Here is a 22,056-nt window from a genome sequence, read left to right as displayed (position 1 = left end):
GATTCAGGTTTTCAGACGACCTTTTTAGTAGAAAGAACGTTATAGCCCGATTGTCAAGCAGTTCAATATCCCGGTTGAGCCACCGACATCAGGGCAAACGTCTCCGAGCGATTATTTCAGATGAATCGTCGGTTGATAGCCTTTTGCCTCTTCCGAACCGTCAAACGGCACAACAACGCCATCCGCGTAAGTGACATACGCTTTGTATTTCACTGATACATCGCCTTTAGGATTTAGCGCGATAAATGGGAATGAAGTAAATTCGCCCGCTTCCATGCGGCCTTTGTAAGTAATACTGACGATATTGCCTTCCGCATCTTTTTCTGTTTTATAAGTCCAACCCGGAACAGGATGAATGAACAACAGTTTCACACCTTCAGCGACCACCATTTTTACCCCGGTTACCGCCTTACCGCGATTGGTCGGCACATTCAGGCGGAAATGGTCTGATTTTCCAGAAATACTATCAACACCATTAGAATAATTGCGAATCGTAACATGCGCCTGAGCGTCCATCATCAATGCAGACAGAGCCAAAGCAGAAAACAATAGCTTTATTTTCATTGTGTTATCTCCGTAGGAAGAGTGGATAAAAAGATCATTGTTGAAGGCTTGCCCGAATCCTAGCAGAGAATATCCATCAAAAGAGCATATGTTCGCCTTTATTGCACCAACAAGGGAACAGAAAGCCGAATACGCCCATTAAGGTCGTCTGAAAGACAGATTTAGGCTTTCAGACGATCTTTCGAATAATTTGCTTGAGCACTATTCAGCAGCTTTTTGAATCTTGACCCACACTACCTCAAACGCCCGCCTTGCTCCCCCATTGCCGTTATTCCCATTCCTACCGACGCAAGGAAAATACGCAAAAATCCATAAGTTAGAATTTGCAGCAGCCTTGAAATATGCCCGAAATACCAAGGTCTGGATTCCCGCCTGCGCGGGAATGACGGCGGCAGGTTAAGCCATCGAACCCGAGCGGCAAGACAGTATCGACGCAGCGCCATCCCGTAGCGTGGGCTTTGCCCACGAAATCCGTTTGAAAACCTTGAACCAAAGAATAGCTATAAGATTGAACGGATGATGACTGTTTTAAAGCAAAGGTCGTCTGAAAACGGACAGCAAGTTTCGCCAAAACGTTTTCAGACGACCTTTTGGGTAACAACTGTCTCTTAGTCAATTCCCCATAGATTTCTTGCCGGACAAATCGGCAATCTTATTCAACAAATCAAGCACCTTATCCGATCCGAAATCATTGTCCGACTGCTTATCTGCCGATGAATTGTCAGGCAGGTATTGGCTATTGAGTAGGCGATTGCGGATTTGGGTAAAGGTTTCCTGCACATATTCATCTGCTTTTACCGGATTACCAAAGCTGGCGGCAGCATGCTGAGAGGCTTCAAGCAAACCGCTATACAGCTCGATTTGGTGTTTCATATTGGAAAAATGGCGGACTTCTGCTAACAGGTTTTTCTGATGGCGCAGACAGGTTGTGCCAATCAGCATTAGGGTAATAATGGGGAATGTATAAAACAGGATATTCAGATTCTTCTCAACGAAAAATTTAGGATGGCATAAAACGAATCCACTAAGAACCAATAATAAAATTATGGCAAGACCGAACAGAATGATTCCTAGCCATTTAAACCAACAAGCCGTATTTTCATTATTTTGGATCTGACTATCGGTATTTTTCAAAGCTCCTGCCAAAGATTTTTGTGCATCTTTAATTCGATTGCTTAATCCTTCTGTTAATTCTTCAATTTTTGAATTTAACTCTTCCTTTATTTTTTCCTTTTCTATTTTCTCTCTCTCAAGCTGAGTTAATAGCTTTTTGATTTCTTCATCGTTTCGCACTGTATCAGATTGCGCTTGCTTTAATTTTATTTGTAAATCCTGAATAAATGTTTCTGAAGATCGGAGATTTCTTTGCAAACTATCTACTAGCAAAGAGGAAGTTTCAAAGTGTGGTTGATCATATAAATCTAAATTAACTGTCTCTAAACCTGTTCCATCTAAATTTGCTCCATCTAAGTTTACTTCATCGAAACTTGTTCCTTCTATCATTGCTCCACGCAAATTCGCACCACATAAATCTGCCCCATCTAATTTTGTCTCAATTAGACTTGCACCAATCAAATTTGCACCAATTAAACTTGCTCTACATAAATTTGCTTCATCTAAATCTGCTTCATATAAATCTGCTCCATCTAAATTTGCTCCATATAAATCTGCTCCATACAATTTTGCCCTACGTAAATTTGCCCTACGTAAATTTGCCCTACGTAAATTTGCTCTACCTAATTTCACACCAATTAAATCTTTTCCATATAGGTCAGCTCTTTTACCATTTTCCCCACCACTTTCAATCCATAATTGGTGTTGTTCTAATATAGATGCAAGAGTTTCTTGATCTATTTTGATATTGTTATTTTCCATGACGTACTCCCTTTCATTAAATTTATGATTTCTTAAAGCTGATAAACAAAAATTGTTGAATTGATAAAATCTGTCATCTTAAGCAACGTAATCATTGCCCTATTTACCTGCCATGTACGTCATCAACGTCCTTCCGTGGGCAAAGCCCACGCTACGGGTTTCAGACGGCCTCTGCTATCTCCCTTGCCATCCCCCTTTTCACATCTCTTCCAATTTCGCAAACTTGGTATCCAGCTCTTTTACGCCCTGTTTGCCGAAGTTGATGGTCAGTCGGGCGGATTCGCCTTTGTCCACGGCATCGATGATGACGCCGGTGCCGAATTTGGCGTGGCGGACGTTTTGTCCGATGCGGAAGCCTGCGTAGGTTTGGGGCTGTTTGTAGTCGTCGATGATTTTGTCTTTGGGCGCGGCGGTTTGGCGTGTGTTGCCGTAGCTGTCGTAGGCAGGTTTTTTGACGGACAGGTAGTGCAATACTTCGGGTGGGATTTCTTCGACGAAGCGGGAGACGATGCCGAATTGGGTTTGTCCGTGCAGCATGCGCTGTTGCGCCATGGTGATGTAGAGGCGTTTGCGGGCGCGGGTGATGGCGACGTACATGAGGCGGCGTTCTTCTTCGAGGCCGCCGCGTTCGGCAAGGCTCATTTCGCTGGGGAAGCGGCCTTCTTCCATGCCGGTGAGGAAGACGGCGTTGAATTCCAAGCCTTTGGCGGCGTGGACGGTCATGAGTTGGACGGCTTTTTCGCCCGCGCCTGCTTGGTTTTCGCCGGATTCGAGGGCGGCATTGCTTAGGAAGGCGAGGATGGGGAAGGCGGGGTCGTCTGAAATGTTGTCGGGCAGGATTTCGAAGTTGCTGTCTTCGGGTTTGAACTCGATGGCGGCGTTGACGAGTTCGTCGAGGTTGTCGAGGCGGTCTTGGTTGTCGCCTTTTTGGGTTCGGTAGTGTTCGGTCAGGCCGCTGTCTTTGAGGATGCCGACGATGATTTCGGGCAGGGGCAGTTGTCCGACTTGGTTGCGCAGGGCTTCAATCAGGCGGACGAAGGCGGCGACTTTGCCGGCTTTTGCGCCGGCGTTGCAGGCTGCCTGCCAGAGGGTGATGCCTTGTTCGCTTGAGGTCGTCTGAAGGTTTTCGACAGTACGCGCGCCGATGCCGCGCGGCGGGAAGTTGATGACGCGCAAGAGGGCGTTGTCGTCGTCGGGATTGACGGCGAGGCGCAGGTAGGCGAGCGCGTGTTTGATTTCTTGGCGTTCGTAAAAGCGCAGTCCGCCGTAGATTTTGTAGGGGATGCCGCTGCGGAACAGGCTTTGTTCGATGACGCGGGATTGGGCGTTGCTGCGGTAGAGGACGGCGATTTCGTCCAAATCCCAGCCTTCGCGTTCGAGGGCTTTGGTTTCGTCCACGATGAATTGGGCTTCTTCGAGGTCGGTAAAGGCGGAGTAGTAGCGGATTTTGTCGCCTGCTTCGGCATCGGTACGCAGGTTTTTGCCGAGGCGTTCGTCGTTGTTTTCGATAACAGTGTTGGCGGCGGCGAGGATGTTGCCGACGGAGCGGTAGTTTTGTTCGAGTTTGACGGGCGCGTCGATGTGGAACTCTTCCATCAGCGCGGTCATGTTGCCGACGTGCGCGCCGCGGAATCGGTAGATGCTTTGGTCGTCGTCGCCGACGGCAAACACTGCCGCGTTGCCGCCCGCCATGAGTTTGAGCCACGCGTATTGCAGCTTGTTGGTGTCTTGGAACTCGTCGACGAGAATGTGGTTGAAGCGGTTTTGATAGTGCTGGCGCAGGATTTCGTTGCTTTGCAGCATTTCGTAGCTGCGGAGCATGAGTTCGGCGAAATCGACCACGCCTTCGCGTTGGCAGATTTTGTCGTATTCGGCGTAGCATTCAATCATGCGGCTTGTGTGCGGGTCGGGCGCGCTCAACACGGAAGCGCGCAAACCGGATTCTTTTTGCGCATTGATAAAGCCTTGCAGCGAACGCGGCGCGATGATTTCTTCGGCGATGTTGAGACTTTTGAGCAGGCGTTTGATAAGGGAAAGCTGGTCGCCGTTGTCGAGGATTTGAAAGGAAGACGGCAGACCGGCATCGCGGTGGTGCAGCCGTAGGAAGCGGTGGCAGAGACCGTGAAACGTGCCGAGCCACATGGCGCGGACGTTGATGGGAATCATTGCGCCAAGACGGGTTTGCATTTCTTTGGCGGCTTTGTTGGTAAACGTTACCGCCATAATGCTGTGTACGCTTGCCTGACCGGTTTGCAACAGCCATGCGATGCGCGTGGTCAGCACGCGCGTTTTGCCGCTGCCCGCGCCCGCCAAAACGAGGGCGGATTGCGGTGGCCAGGTTACGGCGGAGAGTTGTTCGGGGTTTAAGCCTTGCAGGAGGGCTGCGGAAGAGGACTCGGAAAACATAAATACCGCATGAAAAAAAGTAGGAATACGGTATTTTAATAGAAACGGTTTAAGGTCGTCTGAAAAAGTGCAGCGGCATGGCAGCACTTTTCCAATCGACGGTTTGATGATGCGGCACAGAAGATATTGACAAACCGCCGCCTCTGCATATAGATTCATTAAAACATAACTAAAATGAACAACAAATGAGAATAGAGATCACACCAATCAGCGAATCCGCTTTGGTCTGCCGACTGAATGCACCTTCCGAACTGGGCAAACAGCAAAAGTTGTGGGAGTTTGCCGCTGCGCTCGAACAGCACGACAGGATTGAGGAAGTGGTGGTCGGCATGAACAATCTGACCGTGTTCACCCGTTTCGATACCGATTTGGCGACGCTTGCCGATGAATTGCAATATGTGTGGGAACACACCGCCGTTACAGACCATCAGGGCAAACTGGTGGAAATTTCCGTCTGCTACGGCGGCGAATACGGGCCGGATTTGGCGGAAGTCGCTGCTTTCCATCAGACGGATATTTCCGAAATCGTCCGCCGCCATACGGCGCAAACCTATACCGTATTTATGATAGGCTTCCAGCCCGGTTTCCCTTATCTGGGCGGCTTGCCCGAAGCATTGCACACGCCCCGCCGTGCCGTGCCGAGAACCTCCGTTCCCGCCGGCTCGGTCGGTATCGGCGGCAGTCAGACCGGTGTGTATCCGTTCGCTTCGCCCGGCGGCTGGCAGATTATCGGCAGAACCGAATTACCCTTGTTCCGAGCCGATTTGAATCCGCCGACCCTGCTGGCGGCGGGCGACCAAGTCCGCTTTGTTGCAGAAAGGATTGAGCCATGATTCACGTTTCGGCAGTGCAGGCACCGGCGCATATTCAGGATACTGGTCGCTACGGACACCGGCGTTACGGCATCGGTCATGCCGGTGCGATGGATACGGTTGCTTTGGCGGCGGGCAATATTTTATTGGGCAACGACGAAGGCACGGCCGCAATCGAAATCGCTTTGGGCGGGATAATGCTGGTGTTTGAACGGGATATGCCGTTTTGTCTCACCGGTGCCGTGTATCAGGCGGAATTGGACGGCGAACCGGTCCATTCGTATTGGCGTTATACCGCCCGCAAAGGGCAGACCTTGAAGCTGGTGCGTGCCGTGCAGGGCATGTACGGCTATGTGTGCGTGGCGGGCGGATTTGATGTGCCGGAAGTGATGGGTTCGAGAAGCACCGACCTGAAAGCCGGTTTCGGCGGCTATCAGGGCAGAATGCTGCAAAAAGGCGATTGTCTCCCCATCGGCAAAGGTGCGCAGGAATTGTCCAAAGTCGGCATCGCCCCGATACCGTTTACCGATACCGTCCACCTTGTTCCTTCGTCGGAATATGCCTCTTTCAGTGAAAAAGGGCGTCTGAATCTGGAACGGGAAACGTGGACGCTGCAAAGCGACAGCAACCGCATGGGCTACCGCTTCGACGGACAGCCGCTGACCCTGTCGCAACCTTTGGAAATGCTGTCCCACGCTGTTCAGGCAGGAACCGTGCAGGTGCCGCCCGGCGGCAAACCGATTATCCTGCTGGCCGATGCGCAAACCACCGGCGGTTATCCGAAAATCGCCACCGTTGCCGCCGCCGATTTGGGCAGGCTGGCACAGGTGCGTTTCGGCAGCAAAGTCAAATTCAAAATAATCGGCTTGAAAGAAGCCTCCGCCCTGCGGCGCAAAAACCAAGCCTATCTGAACCAAATACGGAGAATCGCCCATGAAGCAGGTTGATTTAAACGCCGATCTCGCCGAAGGCTGCGGCAGCGACGAAGCCCTGTTGCAGGTGATTACTTCGGCCAACATCGCCTGCGCCCAACACGCCGGCAGCATTGCCGATATTCGGGCGGCATTGGCGTATGCCCAACAAAACGGCGTACGCATCGGAGCACACCCCGGCTATCCCGATCGGGAAAACTTCGGCCGTACCGAAATGAATCTGTCCGAAGCCGATTTGCGGGCGTGTCTGAATTACCAGTTGGGCGCATTGCAGGCCTTGTGCCGTGATCAGGATTTGGAAATGGCCTATGTCAAACCGCACGGCGCAATGTACAACCAAGCGGCGAAAAACCGTGCGCTGGCGGATACCGTTGCCCGAATTGTGGCGGATTTCGACCCGAAATTGAAACTGATGGCACTTTCCGGCAGCCTGCTCTTGGAAGCCGGAAAAGCCGCAGGCTTGGGCGTGATTTCCGAAGTTTTCGCCGACCGCCGCTATATGCCCGACGGCACGCTGGTTCCCCGCAGCCGCCACGATGCGCAGGTGGACAGCGACGAAGAAGCCATTGCCCAAGTATTGCAGATGGTGCGGGACGGGCAGGTCAAAGCAGTGAACGGCAACCTGGTTGCCGTGCAAGCCGACAGCATCTGTCTGCACGGCGACGGGCCGCACGCCGTGGTGTTTGCCGAAAAAATCCGGCAGGAACTACTGGCGGCAGGCATCAAAGTTTCTGCTTGAAAAACAGTTCATAGGCGGTCTGAAAACCGCAGGCTGAAAACCGCAGGTTTCGCCCAAACACAGTAACAGCCAATTTTATAGAGAATAAGCGATTATGTCTGATCAAAAAAACCGCAGAAATGCCTTAATCGGCGCTGCATTCCTGATGGCAACTTCCGCCATCGGCCCGGGCTTTCTGACCCAAACCGCCACTTTCACCCAAGCACTGGGGGCAAGTTTCGGCTTTGTGATTCTGCTCTCGATTCTGCTCGACATCGGGGCGCAGCTCAATATTTGGCGGATTGTCGCCGCTTCCGAAAAACGGGCGCAGGATATTGCCAATCAGGTCTTGCCCGGCGCAGGCTATTTCTTGGCTGTGCTGATTGTGATGGGCGGTTTGGCATTCAATATCGGTAACGTCGGCGGCGCAGGCTTGGGTCTGAACCTGCTGACCGGACTGTCGCCGGAAACCGGTGCCGTGATCAGCGGCGTGATTGCCATCGGTGTGTTTCTGTTTAAAGAAGCAGGCAAAGTGATGGACAAATTCGCCCAAGTGATGGGTTTCGTAATGATTGCGCTGACGGTTTATGTGGCATGGCAGGCGAATCCGCCGCTGGCAGATGCCGCCGTGCATACCTTTATGCCGGAAAAACTCGATGCAATGGCGATTGTTACACTGGTGGGCGGCACGGTCGGCGGCTACATCACCTTCGCCGGTGCGCACCGTCTGCTGGACGCAGGCATCAAAGGCAAATCGGCGTTGCCGGAAGTGAGCCAAAGCTCGGTGCGGGCGATCCTGATTGCCTCGATTATGCGGATTGTATTGTTTTTGGCGGTTTTAGGCGTGGTCAGCCAAGGCGTACAGCTCAATCCCGACAACCCTGCTTCCACACCGTTTGAATATGCGGCGGGATACATCGGCCTGCTGATTTTCGGCGTGGTGATTTGGGCGGCTTCGATTACTTCGGTGATTGGTGCGGCTTATACTTCGGTGTCGTTCTTCTCCGGTCTCAGCCCGTCTATCGAACGCAATAAAAACAAATGGATTATTGCCTTTATCGCCGTGTCTACCGCCGTATTTTCCACTATCGGCAAACCGGCGCAGGTGCTGGTGTTCGTAGGCGCATTAAACGGCCTGATTTTACCGATTTCCCTCGGTCTGATTCTGATTGCCGCCTACAAAACCAAAATTGTCGGCGACTACAAACACCCGCTGTGGCTCACTGTTTCCGGCGTGATAGTGGTCGGTTTGATGGCAGTACTCAGCGCCATCACCATCAGCAAATATATCAGCGGTTTGTTCGGCTGAACCTTGTAGCGCAGATGTTTGATTTTGTATATGATCCGAAGTTTGCCGCCTGATATGGAAAGTCCCTGTTTCAGACGATGTATCCGGTCTGAAACCTATTTACAACTATGAAACGCTTCACCTATCCTCTTTCCGACGGTTTGTGCATCGAAATCGAACTCAAACGCAGTGCCAAGAAAAATCTGATTCTTCGCCCCGTCAATACGCAAACGGTCAGCATCAACGTCCCACCCTTTTTTCAAGACCACGCGTTGGCAAACTGGCTGGCGGCAAACGAAACGATTTTGCGGAATACGCTTGCCAAAACGCCCGTACATCCTGTTTCCCACCCAAACTTACCCGAGTGGATTTGGTATCTGGGAGTAAAGACCAAGCTGGATACCCACAGCCAAAGCCATATCCGCATCACGTCGTCTGAAATCCTGCTTCCCAGAAAAGAAACTGCCGCACAAATCGACCACCTGCGCCGCCTGTTGAACGAACGCGCCCGCGAATACCTGCTGCCCCGCCTTAAAAAACACGCAGCCGAAACAGGACTGACGCCCGCTGCCACAGACCTGAGCAACGCTAAAACCTTTTGGGGCGTATGCCGCCCGCACACCGGCATCCGCCTCAATTGGCGGCTGATCGGCGCGCCCCAATACGTCGCCGACTATGTCTGCATCCACGAACTCTGCCACCTCCGCCACCCCGACCACAGTCCGCGCTTTTGGCATTTGGTGAACACGCTGACGCCGCATACCAACAATGCTAAAAGTTGGCTGAAGGCGCACGGGCAGGAATTGTTTGTTCTTGGGTGAAGGGTAACCGTAGCGTGGGCTTCGCCCGCGAGAATCCGTCCTCTCCCGTCCGGCTGGAGAGAATTGGAGAGAGTGTGGCTCTTGCCCCTTATACCGTATATCCGCAAGCCACCCCCATCCTAACCTTCCCTCACCAGCCGTGGGAAGGGATCAGGTTGCCGTAGCTGAAAAAAGGTCGTCTGAAAAACCTATTTCGAGCTTTTCAGACGACCTCTCTGTATTACCGCATCAACTCAAATCAGCTTCTGCTGTTTCAACTCATTCTTCAGATACGCATAATAAACCGGTGCGACGATGATGCCGCCGACGCCGAAAATCCGTTCGAACACGACCATCGCCACCAAGAGTTCCCATGCGCTTGATTCGATTTCCGAGCCGATGATTTTCGCGTTCAGGAAGTATTCGAGCTTGTGGATGACGACCAGAAACACCAGCGAGGCGACTGCCACATATAAAGACGCGCCGAGGCTCAAGATGATAATGATGGTGTTGGAAATCAGGTTGCCCGCCACGGGAATCAGCCCGACGATGAAGGCGATCACCAACACGGTTATTTTAAACGGCAACTCCACGCCGAAAAGCGGCAGGATCAGATAGAGGTACACGCCCGTCAGTGCGGTATCGATCAGCGAGATTTTGACCTGCGCCAAAAACACGCGTTCGAAGCTGGTTTCGAAGTTCACAATCCGCCGCACCAGCTCTGCCTTGAAGGGCGGCATTTTGCGGCGGTTTTTGCGCATGTTGAGGCGGTGGAAACTGAGCATTGCGCCGATGATGATGCCGATAAGGATGTACACGAACGAGGTGAAGCTGTTTTTGCTGATGCGCGTCAGCGCGGCGCTGTATTCTTCAATCAATTTGACCGCATAGGCTTTGATTTCGGCGGTATTGTTGGGCAGCATGTTCAAAACCGACTGCGGCAGGCTGCTGCTGTTTTTCGTGTCTTCCAGAATCGCCGCCAGCTTGGTCAGCATCACGGTGATGTGCCCGCCGTGAATCAGGTGGTAAATCCCCAGCGACATCAAGAGGATAACCGTCAATACGATGCCTATGGTCAGCGTGGTCGAAATCAGGTTGATATTGTGCGCGTTGAGCGATTTGTGCAGAAACGTATTGCGCGCGAGCGTACGGCGGCGCAGCCAAAGAATCAGGCCGTTGGTCTTGGTGATGAAGACGTAGGTCAGTATCACGGCGAGCAAAAGGGGCAAAAAGTGGAAATACAGCACCGCAAGCAGGGCAAGCCCCATCAGGATGTAGGATGCATTGCGGAATCGGGGGTGTTCGAAAATCATCGGATGTAATGCCATGAAATATATAAATTTAAACAATCAAGCTATGAGGTGCGATTAATAAAGCAGGACAAAGGGGTTAACCCTCCTTTTGAAACTTTATTTCAATTTCGCTCGAGCTGACTTCGGTTTACAAACAAACCGTTACAATAAAAACTCAATCGCACCAAGTGGTTATGCGGTTGTCTTTACGCAAATTGCCATTTGGCATTTGACGGAATGATTTTATCAGACAAATTTCCCGAAAGGATATTACACATGAAAACATTGTCTAAATTGACCTCTCTCGTTCTTGTTTCTGCCGGTCTGATCGCTGCTCCTGTGGCTATGGCCCAACCTGCTTCCGGTAAAGCCGCTAAGGCAGAACACGTTCACAAAAAAGCCAATAAAGCTAAAAAACAAGCCAACGAATTGAAACAAGACAAAGCCGCCGAAGCTGCAACAACTGAAGCCACTTCCGCTGATGCCGAAACCAATGCGTTGGGCGAACAAGGTCAGGCTGCAACCCAAACCGCACCCGCAGCCACTCCGACCGAACAAGTTCCTGCAAAATAAGCAGGATGATAGTGGACTGAATTAAAAGAGGGATTTCATTTCCCACGCACCGTTTTGACGGCTGTCGTCCTTTTTGAATTTAGGCCATTAAATGTCTACCGCAGGCAAAAGGTCGTCTGAAGATTGAACTGGCCCCCAAATCTTGGACACTCATAAAAGCCTATTCAGGCGCTCTGTGCAAGCTGGGTTCTGTATGCGACAGGACTCAGCTTTTTCAATTTCAAACTGCAACGCTCCCGGTTGTAGTAATCCATATAGTCATCTATCTGTTTCATCAATTCATCCACCGTCAATTCTCCTGCGTTATAGAAACACTCCGTCTTCAACACCGCAAAGAAGCTTTCCATCGGCGCATTGTCCCAGCAGTTCGCCTTACGCGACATGCTTTGAACCATGGAATGTTTTGCAATCAATTTCCTATATTCCGCCGTACGGTACAGCACACCTTGGTCGGAATGAAGCATCGTTCCTTTAGCAGTCAGACGGGGGGCGGCTTTTTCGAGCATTTCCTTCACCATTTCGCTGTTGGCATTGCGGCTCATGGCGTAGGCGACGATTTCCCGGTTGAACAGGTCCAATATCGGCGAGAGGTACAGTTTGCCGTCCTTCCCTTTGAGTTCGGTAACGTCGGTCAGCCATTTTTCGTTGGGCTTTCGGGCTTTGAACCGGCGTTTGAGGAGGTGTTCCGATATCTCGCCCATAGCGGGATGGCGGTAGGCTTTTTTCGCCCGTATGAGGGCTTTCAGTTCCAACTGCCTCATCAACCGCGCCGCTTTTTTGCGGTTCCAACCCAATGCGGCGGCAATGCGCCTTTGTCCGTAGCGTCCTTTATGCCGCCGGTAGGTTTCGACGAGGAGGGCTTTGTCGGCTGCGTCGGGGTCGGGTCGGTCTTGGTGGTGGTAGTAAAAGCTGCTTTTGGGCAGGTTTGCGATGTGCAGCAGGTATTTGAGCGGGTGTTGCACCCTCAGTGCTTGGACGGTTTGGCTTTGTCCTTTTCGGTCTGCTTTTGGCTGAGGGCTTTTAACTCCTTTAGGTAGGCGACCTCTGCGCGCATATAGCACAACTCTTCAATAAGCTCTGCCTGTGTTTTTTCTTGGTCGGGTTTATCTGCGATGAAGGGGTTTTTTCGATGTTGGGGCATGGTTTTGGATTGGGGATGTTCGAGTGCGCCGATACCGCCTTCTTGATAGGCGCGTATCCATCGTCTCAGGTGGGTTCGGGAAATGCCGTAGTGGTCTGCGGTACGCTGTTGGCTGCGTATATGCAGGTAGTGGAGTACGGCTTGGTATTTGAAGTGTAATGTATATTTGCTCATAAAAAAACTGCACCTTGTGAGTTGGAGGGGATGTCCAACTTTTGGGGTGCAGTTCAGATTTCAGACGACCTTTTGCCGTTCACGATTCACACATATTCGCTTTTATCGTTTTCTTTCCAAGCCTGATGCGAGCAGAGCCAAAGCAACACAATCCCGCACGCCGTCGAGGCCAGCATCATGCCCGCCATCACCAACGCAGAACCATTGTGCAGCCGCGTCGCCAACAGCCCCACGCTTGCGCCGATGATGGATTGGAACACGCCCAATACCGCGTTTGCGCTGCCGCTTTCCTGCTTGAAATAAGCCATAAAGCAAGCCTGCGTGTTCGCGCCGACCAAGCCCTGCGTGCCTACCGAAAACATTACACAAAGCACCAAAGCCCACATCGGCGGCAGTCCCATCGACCAGACCAGCAGTACCATCGTCAGGTTCGCCACAAACTGCACGATAATGCCCCATTTCAAAATACTTTGCGGGTGCGCCCCCGTTTTCAGCCGCCATGCCGTGATGCGGTTAAACGAAGCCATCGTGAGGATGTTCAGCGCAAACACCCAAGCGTATTGGCGCGGCGTAACATGGTACAGCTTTTGGTAAACAAAAGACGATTCCGTCAAAAATGCAAACATCGACGCAAAGCTGAATGCCTGAAAAAACAGATAGCCCATCGCCGCCCGCGTCTTCAGCACTCTGGCGAACCTGCCCGCCACTAGTCCGAAAATGTCCATCCCGATTTTGCCCGTCTGCTTTGGACGCGGCAGGAAAGCAAACACCAAGATGAACAAAATAAACGAATACGCCGCCAAAAAACCGAAAATAAAACGCCAGCCGCCCAATTCCTGCAACAGAGAGCCGAACATAGGTGCAATCAGCGGCACGACCATCAGGATAATGCCGATTAAGGCAAACATTTGCGCCGCCTCCCTGCCCGAATAATAATCGCGCACCATCGCCCCGACGATGACCACCGTCATCCCCGCTCCGAACGCCTGTACGGCACGCAGGTTCAAAAGCCCGTCCACCGACTGCACCATCGTCAGCGCGGCAACGGCCGCAAAATAAATGCTCAAACCGACCAAAGCCACCGGTCTGCGCCCCTTGATGTCCGAAACCGCGCCGCCGACAATCTGACCGAACGCCACGCCGAACATAAACAAAACCAAACTCTGCTCAATGCGGTGTATATCCGCGCTCAGCGACTGCGCCATTTCCGGAATGGCGGGCAGGTAGGCATCAACCGAAAACGGCATCAGGGCAACCAACATCGCCATCAAAACCGCCATTTGCTTTTCGCCCAGCGGGGCGGGGGTGGATTGGGACATAAGGGACTTTCAGAATGTTCAAACGAAACAAACCGCCCTGACATATCCTAGGCGGTTGAAATAAAAAGAAGTATATCATGTTTTCATACCAGGCCGCAGCATACTCCCCCTATTAACAAAGAGGTCGTCTGAAAAACGTCCCGACAGATTTCAGACGACCTCTCCCGTTTTCCGTTACAATAAACACCCCCCGAATCACAGCACACGACCGTCCATGTACGACAACATCCGCTTCCACCTAGACGAAGAATATCCCGAAGGCCTGCCGTCCGAAAACGCCGCCACGCATATCGGTATGTACTGGATATGGGCGGCGCAGGCAGGGCTGGCGAATCCCGTTTGGCAAACTGCCCCCGAAAGCGCGGAAGATTTCGCCAATATGCTCAAAGGCAGAACCAGCGGTCGCCGCTTCCTGCTCAAACACATGGACGGCGCGCTCACGCCCGACGACTTCACCGAACAAGGGCGGCAATTCACCTCCTATTACTACGACAATGAAGAAGACGGCTACGGCGCATTCTTAGAAGACTACGTCCGCACCCTCGACACCCCGTCGCTCGGCGGCTTCTACCACGTCCCCAACACCCCCGAAATCTACAAACGCCTCAAACCCGTCTTTCAGGCAGCGTTTGAGCAATGGAAAAACCATTTGGAACAGTCAAAAAATGATTAAAACAATCGACTTGACCATTAATTGCCTCCGGCATGGAGGCGGCATGGAAAGTTATGCCTTCGACCTGATCCGCGGTTTGAGCGCGCAAAATATCAACATCAACGCTTACGCCGCCAAAATCGACACAAGCACGGCAGAATACGCCCTAGTCAACGCCTGCCTTGTCAATCAAAACCTCATGCCCAAAAAACTGCGGCCGTTCTTCTTCAGCCGCGCCTTCAAAAAAGTCCGCCGCGAAACCAACCTGCTTATTGCCTGCAACCCCTGCGACCATGCGGATATATTCGCCTGCGGCGGCACACACTTGGGCTACCTGCATAACATGGAGCAAAAAACAGGCCTGCTCGACCGCCTCACCATCCGCCGCAACCGCAGCAACTACGCGACGGCCAAATCCATCATGGCACATTCGCACCTGATGCAGCGCGAACTGACCCAACTCTACGACGTACCGCCCGAAAAAATCCGCGTCATCCACCCGCCTGCCGATACCGCCCGCTTCTGCCCCGCTCCCGATGAAACTGCCGCCGTCCGCGCGAAATACGGCTTTCGGGACGACGAAACCGTGTTCCTGTTCCCCTCGACCGGCCACAAGCGCAAAGGACTCGATTTGCTGGCGGACTTTTTCGAACACACCGACCTGCCCGTCAAACTCGCCGTCGCCGGTTCGCCGCTGCCGCGTCCCATGAAAAACGTCGTCGAACTGGGTTTCTGCAAAAACATGCCCGAACTCTACCGCGCCGCCGACTTCACCATCATGGCGTCCCTGTATGAGCCTTTCGGACTGGTCGGCGTCGAATCCGTCTTGTGCGGCACGCGCGTCGTCCTCTCCGACAACATGGCATGTACCGAAGTCATGAACGATGAAGCAGGCTTTTTCTTCTCGCGCAGCCGCCCCGAAACACTGGCCCAGGCCGTCGTCCAAGCGGCCGCCCTCAAACAACAAGGCAAACATAAACTTACCGACCCGATGCAGGCATTAAACTACAACCCGACATTAGAACACCACATCAGCCAAACCATAGATATGTTGGAGACCGTCCGAATAAACAAACCACCCGTTTTCAGACGACCTTAATATCTAAACCGACCCCAAACTTCTGACAGGAACATCCGTGAAACTCATCATCCTCGACCGCGACGGCGTCATCAACCAAGACCGCGACGACTTCGTCAAATCCGTAGACGAATGGATACCCATCGAAGGCAGTATGGACGCCATCGCCTTCCTGACGCAGGCAGGCTACAACATCGCCGTCGCCACCAACCAATCCGGCATCGGCCGCAAATACTTCACCGTCCAAGACCTGACCGAAATGCACGCCAAAATGCACCGCCTCGTCCGTCAGGCGGGCGGCGAAATCGACGGCATCTGGTTCTGCCCACACACTGCTGCCTACAACTGCGACTGCCGCAAACCCAAGCCCGGCATGATTTACGACATCCTCGAACGCTTCAAAGCCGACCCCGCCGAAACCTGGCTGGTCGGCGACAGCCTGCGCGATCTGCAAGCCATGCACGAGGCTGGAGGAAAAACCGCGCTCGTCATGACCGGCAAAGGCAAGAAAACCCTGTCGCAACAGGAAAAAGAATTACCCGAAAACACCCAAATCTTCGACAGCCTGCTCGCCTTCTCCCAATACATCATGCACGAGTCCGCACAAGACCTTACAGACGGACAGGCAAACCCGTAAATACACGAGGTCGTCTGAAACCCTGTTTCGCCCCGTTTCAAGCACAAACAAGATTTCAGACGACCCATCCGACAGGTAAAAACATGCTCCTCATCCGCAATCTGACCTACTGGTTCATCCTCAGCACCAGCCTGATTTTACTTTTCCCCTTCATGCTCCTCGCCCTGCCCGTCCAAGGCGGTGCGCACAAAATGGCGCAAATTTGGGTACGCATCCTCAACTGGTCGCTCAAACACATCATCGGACTCAAATACCGCCTCATCGGTGCCGAAAACATCCCCGACCGCCCCTCCATCATCTGCGCCAAACACCAAAGCGGCTGGGAAACCCTCGCCCTGCAAGAAATCTTCCCGCCGCAGGTTTACGTCGCCAAACGCGAATTGTTCAAAATCCCCTTTTTCGGCTGGGGACTGAAACTCGTCAAAACCATAGGCATAGACCGCAGCAACAGCCGCGAAGCCAACAAACAGCTGATGGAACAAGGCATGGCGCGTAAAAACGAAGGCTACTGGATTACTATCTTCCCCGAAGGCACACGCCTGCCGCCCGGCGAAAAAGGCCGCTACAAACTCGGCGGCGCGCGCATGGCGAAAATGTTTGAAATGGACATCGTCCCCGTCTCCCTCAACAGCGGCGAATTTTGGCCGAAAAATTCCTTTCTCAAACACCCCGGCACCATCACCGTCGTCATCAACCCCGTCATCCCACACAGCAGCGGCACGGAAGCCGAATTGATGGCGGAATGCGAAAAACGGATTGAAACGCAACAACCCCTTATCGAAGGAAAAGGACCGTTTGCCGCAAAAAATAAGAAAACAACAGCATCGCCATCATGATAAAAGGTCGTCTGAAAATCAGTTTTCAGACGACCTTTAGCTTACATGAGAGTGTAGGAAATCGTCGAATTGTTTACACCACAGATTGAGAGAAATAAGCCTGCAAGGCCTCAAACGGCGTATCGCCGTTCAAACTTCGATACGGCTTCACCGTGTTATAGAAATTATAGTGGATTAAATTTAAATCAGGACAAGGCGACGAAGCCGCAGACAGTACAGATAGTACGGCAAGGCGAGGCAACGCCGTACTGGTTTAAAGTTAATCCACTATACTGTAAACAACGCTACTAGTTTCTAAAGGTCAAAATTAGAAAAAGGTTGTCTGAAAAAACAAATTTTGTTTTTTCAGACAACCTTTTCACTTTAGAAACAGTTAGAAAACCACCTGCAACACCAAATAAGAGATCACAGACAAAACTGCGGCTGCGGGCAAGGTAATTACCCATGCCAAACCGATGGGTTTCATCAGTTTCCAGTTGGCATTGCGGTTAACCAAGCCGATCCCCAAAACCGCTCCGACCAGGATATGGGTACTCGATACAGGCAACCCCATGAATGATGCACCCATCACAACGGCGGCAGCGGAAAGTTCGGCCGCAAAACCCGAAGCGGGATGCATTTCCGCCAGACTGGTTCCGACGGTCTTGATAACCTCTTTACCGACAAACCATAACCCGACAATCAATGCGATACCAAAGGTCAACATAGCGATAGGAGGGACGGCATTTTGCGCGGTAATGCTGTTGGTACGCAATGCATCCATAATGGCGGCAAACGGTCCGATGGCATTGGCAATATCATTTGCTCCGTGGCTGAATGCAAAGCCGCATGCGGTAAAAACCTGCATCCAAGAAAACATTTGAAAGGTTGATTTGCCAAGGTCTTTGCGTTTGAGACTTTTGGCGAATACGAATGTCGCCATCCAAATCGCCGCGCCGACCATGAAGATAATCAGGAAACTGTTGACATTGCTCATGCCCAAATGCAAGTTGTTCAATCCTTTGAAAATCAGCATTGCAGCAATCATCATACCGCCTATCGAGCCGATAAAGGGAACCCAGGAATGAAGGGCTTTATAGGAATCGACATTGTTTTTCCGGTTATCCAATTCATACAGCCCGCGATAATAGTCAGACTGTAATTCGGAAGGTTCGAAATCGGGTTCGTCGTAAATTTGCGCATCGTGCGCTACTTTGGTTGCATATTCGACTTTTTCAGTTTCACTAAGGGCTTCAAAGAAAAGACGGTGCTGCTCTTTGTATGACTTCTTTTCCTGCTTGATGGTTTTAAGCGTTCCTTCTGCCCAGTCGTTGTAGTCTAATACGTTTTTCTTAATACGGGAGAAAACGAGGTAGGAAACCAACCCACCCAACATCGGGGATAATACCCATGAAAGGGCAATCTCTCCAAGCTTACCCCATTGGATAAGCGTACCCGCATCAATTTTGTGCATAAACGCCATACACAACGCACTGCCGACAATACCGCCGATAATGGCGTGGGTAGTCGACACCGGCAGCCCCTTACGCGAAGCAAACAAAAGCCATAATGCCGCTGCCAAAAGGGCTGACATCATAATGAAGACGAATTGCATGGGTTGCAAATCCAACCCGTTCAAATCGACAATACCTTTACGGATGGTATCTGTAACCTCGCCACCCGCTATAACGGCTCCGCTGACTTCAAATACAGCGGCAATCAAGAGTGCCTGCGGGATGGTCAACGTGCCGGAGCCGACACTGGTTCCGAACGAGTTGGCAATATCGTTGCCACCGACATTAAATGCCATAAATACGCCGAACATCGTGGCAATGATGAAAAGTATAGGATTGTTGTAATGGGTATATCCCAGACCCCAATAAATAAAATAGCCGACCATGCCCACCAGCATAGCGGCAAAAGCGGCGTTAATAAGCTTCAAGTTCGCACTCGGTTGAGTTTGAGCCATGGAAGTTTTCCTTTGGAAATACGAAAGTTGGCAGATTCGGAATCTCGACCTAATTGTAACCTTTTTACAATCTTTCTTGAAATATTTCTTTATCTTCTCCAATCCTGAATCCAAATAAAATCTGAAACAGCGTTACAATGTTTCTTTTTGCCTACTTCAAAATCACAATTTTATGAATATCCGAAACTATATCGGCATTATGTCCGGCACCAGCATGGACGGTGCGGACGCAGTTTTAATCCGCATGGAAGGCGATCAATGGCGTGAAGCTGTCTCCCACGCATTCATCCCCTATTCAGACGACCTTAGGCATGAATTGCTGGATTTGCAAAATATCGGCAATAACGAACTGCATCTCAGTATGCTGCTATCTCAAAAACTAAGCTGCCTTTACGCAGATACGGTTTCTTTACTGCTCAAACAAACCAACCTGCAAGCCCACGATATTGCCGCCGTTGGCTGCCACGGACAGACTGTCCGCCATGCCCCCGAAGCAGGATACAGCATACAACTCGCCGATCTACCGCTTTTGGCACATCTGACCGGTATCTTTACCATCGGCGATTTCCGCAGCAGGGATTTAGCGGCAGGCGGACAAGGCGCCCCTCTTGTCCCCGCATTCCATCAAGCCTTGTTCCAAAGCGACTCCGAGACACGCGTTGTTTTGAATATCGGCGGTATTTCCAACATCAGCGTCCTACCAAATTCCTCTCCGGCATTCGGCTTTGATACCGGCCCGGGCAATATGCTGTCTGACGCATGGATGCAAGCCATTTGGCAACGTCCTTATGACAAAGACGGCTTGATTGCGGCAACAGGAACCGTTTTACCCGATCTACTAACCCGCCTGCTCGACCACCCATATTTTTCCTCCACATACCCCAAAAGTACCGGGCGTGAATTATTTTCATTGGATTGGTTGAAAGGTCGTCTGAAAGGTGGTGAAAAACCGGAAGACATTTTGCGAACGCTACTCAGGTTTACTGCCCAAACGATTTATGATGCAACCATCTCTGCTGCTCCTGATGTTTGCAATCTTTATATTTGTGGAGGCGGTATCCGCAATCCCGTTTTAATGGAAGATTTGCACCAACTTTTTTCCTCTACCACGAAATTACATAGTACAGCAGCACTCAATCTTGATCCGCAATGGGTCGAAGCCGCTGCCTTCGGCTGGCTTGCGGCCTGTTGGATGAATAAAATTCCAAGCAGTCCGCACCATGCGACAGGGGCAGAAAAATCCTGTATTTTGGGTGCAGGACATTATCCCTAATATGTCTCACTAGTTTCATTAGTTACTTTGCGACCCATAGCAAACCATAAGCTGTTCCCTGTATTTCATACACATTTAAGATAAAGACAGAAATTAAATTGCTCTATGAAGACAGATGGCTTGACCATAAAAAAACGCACCTTATGAAAAGGTGCGTTTTAATTTCTACGGTTTAGAATTTAGCGCCGGATTGGTTGGCCATATAGTCAACCGCTGCTTTGACTTCGTCATCACTCAGGCTTGTGTTACCGCCTTTGGCAGGCATGGAGTTAAAGCCTTCGAGCGCGTGTTTGTGCAGGGTATCTTTACCTTGCTTGATGCGCGGGGCCCACTCGTCTTTCTTGCCTATGCCTGGAGCACCAGGGATGGTACCGCCGTGACACATTTTACAGTTAGCTTCAAAAACGGCTTTACCGTCCACTTTGGCAGAAGAAGCATCTGCTTTTTCCACCGGCTTGGCTTCGGCAGGAGCGGCCGCTTTTGCATCAGCTGCTGAAGCTGCTTTTTCAGCTTGTGCAGGTGCGGACGCAGATGAAGCGTCAGCGGATGATGCAGCAGCAGAAGCAGGTGCCGGTGCGGGAGCAGGTTCGGCTTTTTTCACGGGCGCTTTGCCGTCTTTGTTGGACAGACCCCATACATACGCAGTCATAATGTGGAGTTTGTCTTTATCCAAGAAACGACCCCAAGCCGGCATTTGACTGTGTCGGCCGTTGGTGATGGTTTCGATAATCGATTTTTGAGTACCGCCCCACAACCATACGTTATCGGTCAGGTTCGGACCCAGTCCTTGGATACCTTGACCTTTGTCGCCGTGACAGGTAAAGCAGTTTGCCGGTGGACCACTGAACAATACTTTACCGCGTGCGGCACGTTCTTCATCGTATTGGTCTTTGGATTTGGATAAGGACATGACATAGTTTGCCACATCTTTTACCCGCTCTTCACCCAATGCAGGACCCCATGCCGCCATCGTCGCCGTACGGCCTTTTTCAATGGTCTCGTGGATTTTCTCAGGTTCGCCGCCCCACAACCAATCGTTGTCGGTCAAATTCGGGAAGCCTTTGGAACCTTTGGCATCAGAACCGTGACATTGGATACAGTAGGTATTGAAGAGGTTTTGACCGATGGCGCGTGCTTCAGGATTTTTTGCCACTTGCTCAATCGGCATATTGGCAAACTTGGCATAAACTTTGCCGTACTTCTGATCTGCTTTAGCCATTTCCTGATCATATTGTCCGTGGCTGCTCCATTTCCACTGTCCTTTATAATCGCCCAAACCCGGATACATGACCAGGTAGCCGATACCGAACAACCAAGTGCAGACATACAGCCAAAACCACCAGCGTGGCAACGGGTTGTTGTATTCTTCGATACCGTCCCATTGATGGCCTGTCGTTTTGACCTCTTCGCCCTTTTTAGGACGCTTCACAACGTTTTGGGAAAGCAGCAGCCATGCCAAGCCGATAAAGCTGAGCACGACGATGACTGCAATGTATATATTCCAGAAATTGCTGGTAAATTGGGTTGCTGTGTTCATTATTTTGCTCCGTGATCACGGACTAAACTGTTATCGCCCGTCTTTTTCAGACGACTCTTTATCCTCATCATTTTCGAAAATACTGTTGGCGGCATCATCGTAGTTCTTTTTATTGCGTCGGTTGAAAACGATATAAAGCACTAAGATAAAGCTGATAAAAACCCAAACAGTAAAGAGCGAGCGGGCCCAGTTTACGTCCAT

21 protein-coding genes and 4 pseudogenes are annotated in these 22,056 nt (G+C 51.3%); 14 read left to right on the top strand and 11 right to left on the bottom strand.

All coding sequences use genetic code 11. The features are described from left to right. Positions 1–111 precede the first annotated feature (111 nt). From NM96_00685 to uvrD, 3 genes are all read right to left on the bottom strand, one after another. Entirely contained in the window at positions 112–564 is a 453-nt protein-coding gene (locus tag NM96_00685; GenBank protein ID AVR78077.1) for a DUF1775 domain-containing protein, read from the bottom strand. Between the two features lie 612 nt (positions 565–1,176). Beyond that, on the bottom strand, positions 1,177–2,439 hold the full coding sequence (locus NM96_00680; protein AVR78076.1) for a hypothetical protein: 1,263 nt from the start codon (positions 2,437–2,439) through the stop codon (positions 1,177–1,179). Positions 2,440–2,637: 198 nt separating this feature from the next. Further along, entirely contained in the window at positions 2,638–4,845 is a 2,208-nt protein-coding gene (gene uvrD, locus NM96_00675) for a DNA helicase II (protein AVR78075.1), read from the bottom strand. Between the two features lie 25 nt (positions 4,846–4,870). Here uvrD and NM96_00670 point away from each other — a divergent pair, with 25 nt between their 5' ends. From NM96_00670 to NM96_00645, 6 genes are all read left to right on the top strand, one after another. After that, positions 4,871–4,975, top strand: coding sequence for a hypothetical protein (locus NM96_00670; GenBank protein ID AVR80218.1), 105 nt, complete (start codon positions 4,871–4,873; stop codon positions 4,973–4,975). A 55-nt stretch (positions 4,976–5,030) separates the two neighbouring features. After that, positions 5,031–5,678, top strand: a complete 648-nt coding sequence (locus NM96_00665) for a hypothetical protein (GenBank protein ID AVR78074.1) — start codon at positions 5,031–5,033, stop codon at positions 5,676–5,678. Beyond that, positions 5,675–6,604, top strand: a complete 930-nt coding sequence (locus NM96_00660) for a hypothetical protein (protein ID AVR78073.1) — start codon at positions 5,675–5,677, stop codon at positions 6,602–6,604. The genes NM96_00665 and NM96_00660 overlap by 4 nt, the downstream gene beginning before the upstream one ends. Continuing rightward, entirely contained in the window at positions 6,591–7,328 is a 738-nt protein-coding gene (locus NM96_00655; protein AVR78072.1) for a LamB/YcsF family protein, read from the top strand. Before NM96_00660 ends, NM96_00655 begins: the two co-directional genes overlap by 14 nt. Before the next feature lie 94 nt (positions 7,329–7,422). Next, positions 7,423–8,616, top strand: a complete 1,194-nt coding sequence (locus NM96_00650; protein AVR78071.1) for a divalent metal cation transporter — start codon at positions 7,423–7,425, stop codon at positions 8,614–8,616. A gap of 107 nt (positions 8,617–8,723) precedes the next feature. After that, positions 8,724–9,416 carry a M48 family peptidase gene (locus tag NM96_00645; protein AVR78070.1) on the top strand — a complete coding sequence of 231 codons (693 nt, stop codon included), beginning with the start codon at positions 8,724–8,726 and terminating at the stop codon, positions 9,414–9,416. A gap of 233 nt (positions 9,417–9,649) precedes the next feature. Here NM96_00645 and NM96_00640 read toward each other — a convergent pair whose 3' ends face one another. Continuing rightward, positions 9,650–10,708 (bottom strand): AI-2E family transporter, encoded by a 1,059-nt coding sequence (locus NM96_00640; protein AVR80217.1) that lies wholly within the window; start codon positions 10,706–10,708, stop codon positions 9,650–9,652. Between the two features lie 255 nt (positions 10,709–10,963). Here NM96_00640 and NM96_00635 point away from each other — a divergent pair, with 255 nt between their 5' ends. After that, positions 10,964–11,260 carry a late embryogeneis abundant protein gene (locus NM96_00635; GenBank protein AVR78069.1) on the top strand — a complete coding sequence of 99 codons (297 nt, stop codon included), beginning with the start codon at positions 10,964–10,966 and terminating at the stop codon, positions 11,258–11,260. A 164-nt stretch (positions 11,261–11,424) separates the two neighbouring features. On the opposite strand, the gene NM96_00630 is transcribed toward NM96_00635, so the two are convergent. Together NM96_00630 and NM96_00625 are read right to left on the bottom strand one after the other, a co-directional pair. Continuing rightward, positions 11,425–12,222 carry a hypothetical protein gene (locus tag NM96_00630; GenBank protein AVR78068.1) on the bottom strand — a complete coding sequence of 266 codons (798 nt, stop codon included), beginning with the start codon at positions 12,220–12,222 and terminating at the stop codon, positions 11,425–11,427. A gap of 67 nt (positions 12,223–12,289) precedes the next feature. Further along, a pseudogene (locus NM96_00625) lies at positions 12,290–12,575 on the bottom strand (helix-turn-helix domain-containing protein). On the opposite strand from NM96_00625, the pseudogene NM96_00620 reads away from it, so the two are divergent. Then, positions 12,568–12,648, top strand: a pseudogene (locus NM96_00620) (bifunctional heptose 7-phosphate kinase/heptose 1-phosphate adenyltransferase). The pseudogenes NM96_00625 and NM96_00620 overlap by 8 nt on opposite strands. A gap of 13 nt (positions 12,649–12,661) precedes the next feature. Here the strand turns inward: NM96_00620 and NM96_00615 are convergent. Next, positions 12,662–13,894 carry a Bcr/CflA family drug resistance efflux transporter gene (locus tag NM96_00615; GenBank protein AVR78067.1) on the bottom strand — a complete coding sequence of 411 codons (1,233 nt, stop codon included), beginning with the start codon at positions 13,892–13,894 and terminating at the stop codon, positions 12,662–12,664. 214 nt (positions 13,895–14,108) lie between these two features. Between NM96_00615 and NM96_00610 the strand changes: the two genes are divergently transcribed. From NM96_00610 to NM96_00595, 4 genes are all read left to right on the top strand, one after another. Next, entirely contained in the window at positions 14,109–14,567 is a 459-nt protein-coding gene (locus NM96_00610) for a cell surface protein (GenBank protein AVR78066.1), read from the top strand. Beyond that, entirely contained in the window at positions 14,560–15,645 is a 1,086-nt protein-coding gene (locus NM96_00605) for a glycosyl transferase family 1 (GenBank protein AVR78065.1), read from the top strand. The genes NM96_00610 and NM96_00605 overlap by 8 nt, the downstream gene beginning before the upstream one ends. Positions 15,646–15,682: 37 nt before the next feature. Beyond that, positions 15,683–16,261: a D-glycero-beta-D-manno-heptose-1,7-bisphosphate 7-phosphatase gene (locus tag NM96_00600; protein ID AVR78064.1), complete on the top strand. Its 579-nt coding sequence runs from the start codon at positions 15,683–15,685 to the stop codon at positions 16,259–16,261. An 83-nt stretch (positions 16,262–16,344) separates the two neighbouring features. Further along, positions 16,345–17,097: a 1-acyl-sn-glycerol-3-phosphate acyltransferase gene (locus NM96_00595; protein AVR78063.1), complete on the top strand. Its 753-nt coding sequence runs from the start codon at positions 16,345–16,347 to the stop codon at positions 17,095–17,097. Positions 17,098–17,170: 73 nt separating this feature from the next. On the opposite strand, the pseudogene NM96_00590 reads toward NM96_00595, so the two are convergent. After that, positions 17,171–17,263 (bottom strand): annotated as a pseudogene (locus tag NM96_00590) (IS481 family transposase). On the opposite strand from NM96_00590, the pseudogene NM96_00585 reads away from it, so the two are divergent. Next, positions 17,263–17,388, top strand: a pseudogene (locus NM96_00585) (transposase). The pseudogenes NM96_00590 and NM96_00585 overlap by 1 nt on opposite strands. An 82-nt stretch (positions 17,389–17,470) precedes the next feature. Here NM96_00585 and NM96_00580 read toward each other — a convergent pair. Continuing rightward, positions 17,471–19,045, bottom strand: coding sequence for an inorganic phosphate transporter (locus NM96_00580; GenBank protein ID AVR78062.1), 1,575 nt, complete (start codon positions 19,043–19,045; stop codon positions 17,471–17,473). Between the two features lie 172 nt (positions 19,046–19,217). On the opposite strand from NM96_00580, the gene NM96_00575 reads away from it, so the two are divergent. Next, positions 19,218–20,318, top strand: a complete 1,101-nt coding sequence (locus tag NM96_00575) for an anhydro-N-acetylmuramic acid kinase (protein ID AVR78061.1) — start codon at positions 19,218–19,220, stop codon at positions 20,316–20,318. 172 nt (positions 20,319–20,490) lie between these two features. On the opposite strand, the gene ccoP is transcribed toward NM96_00575, so the two are convergent. Both ccoP and NM96_00565 read right to left on the bottom strand, forming a co-directional pair. Further along, a complete protein-coding gene (ccoP, locus tag NM96_00570) occupies positions 20,491–21,855 on the bottom strand; it encodes a cytochrome-c oxidase, cbb3-type subunit III (protein AVR78060.1) in 1,365 nt (454 codons plus the stop codon). A gap of 30 nt (positions 21,856–21,885) precedes the next feature. Continuing rightward, on the bottom strand, positions 21,886–22,056 hold the full coding sequence (locus tag NM96_00565; GenBank protein AVR78059.1) for a CcoQ/FixQ family Cbb3-type cytochrome c oxidase assembly chaperone: 171 nt from the start codon (positions 22,054–22,056) through the stop codon (positions 21,886–21,888).

Source organism: Neisseria mucosa, assembly GCA_003028315.1.
In the GTDB taxonomy this organism is placed as follows: Bacteria; Pseudomonadota; Gammaproteobacteria; order Burkholderiales; family Neisseriaceae; genus Neisseria; species Neisseria mucosa.
The sequence above is the reverse complement of the archived record's forward strand: the minus strand, read 5'-3'. Positions and strand labels throughout refer to the sequence as shown.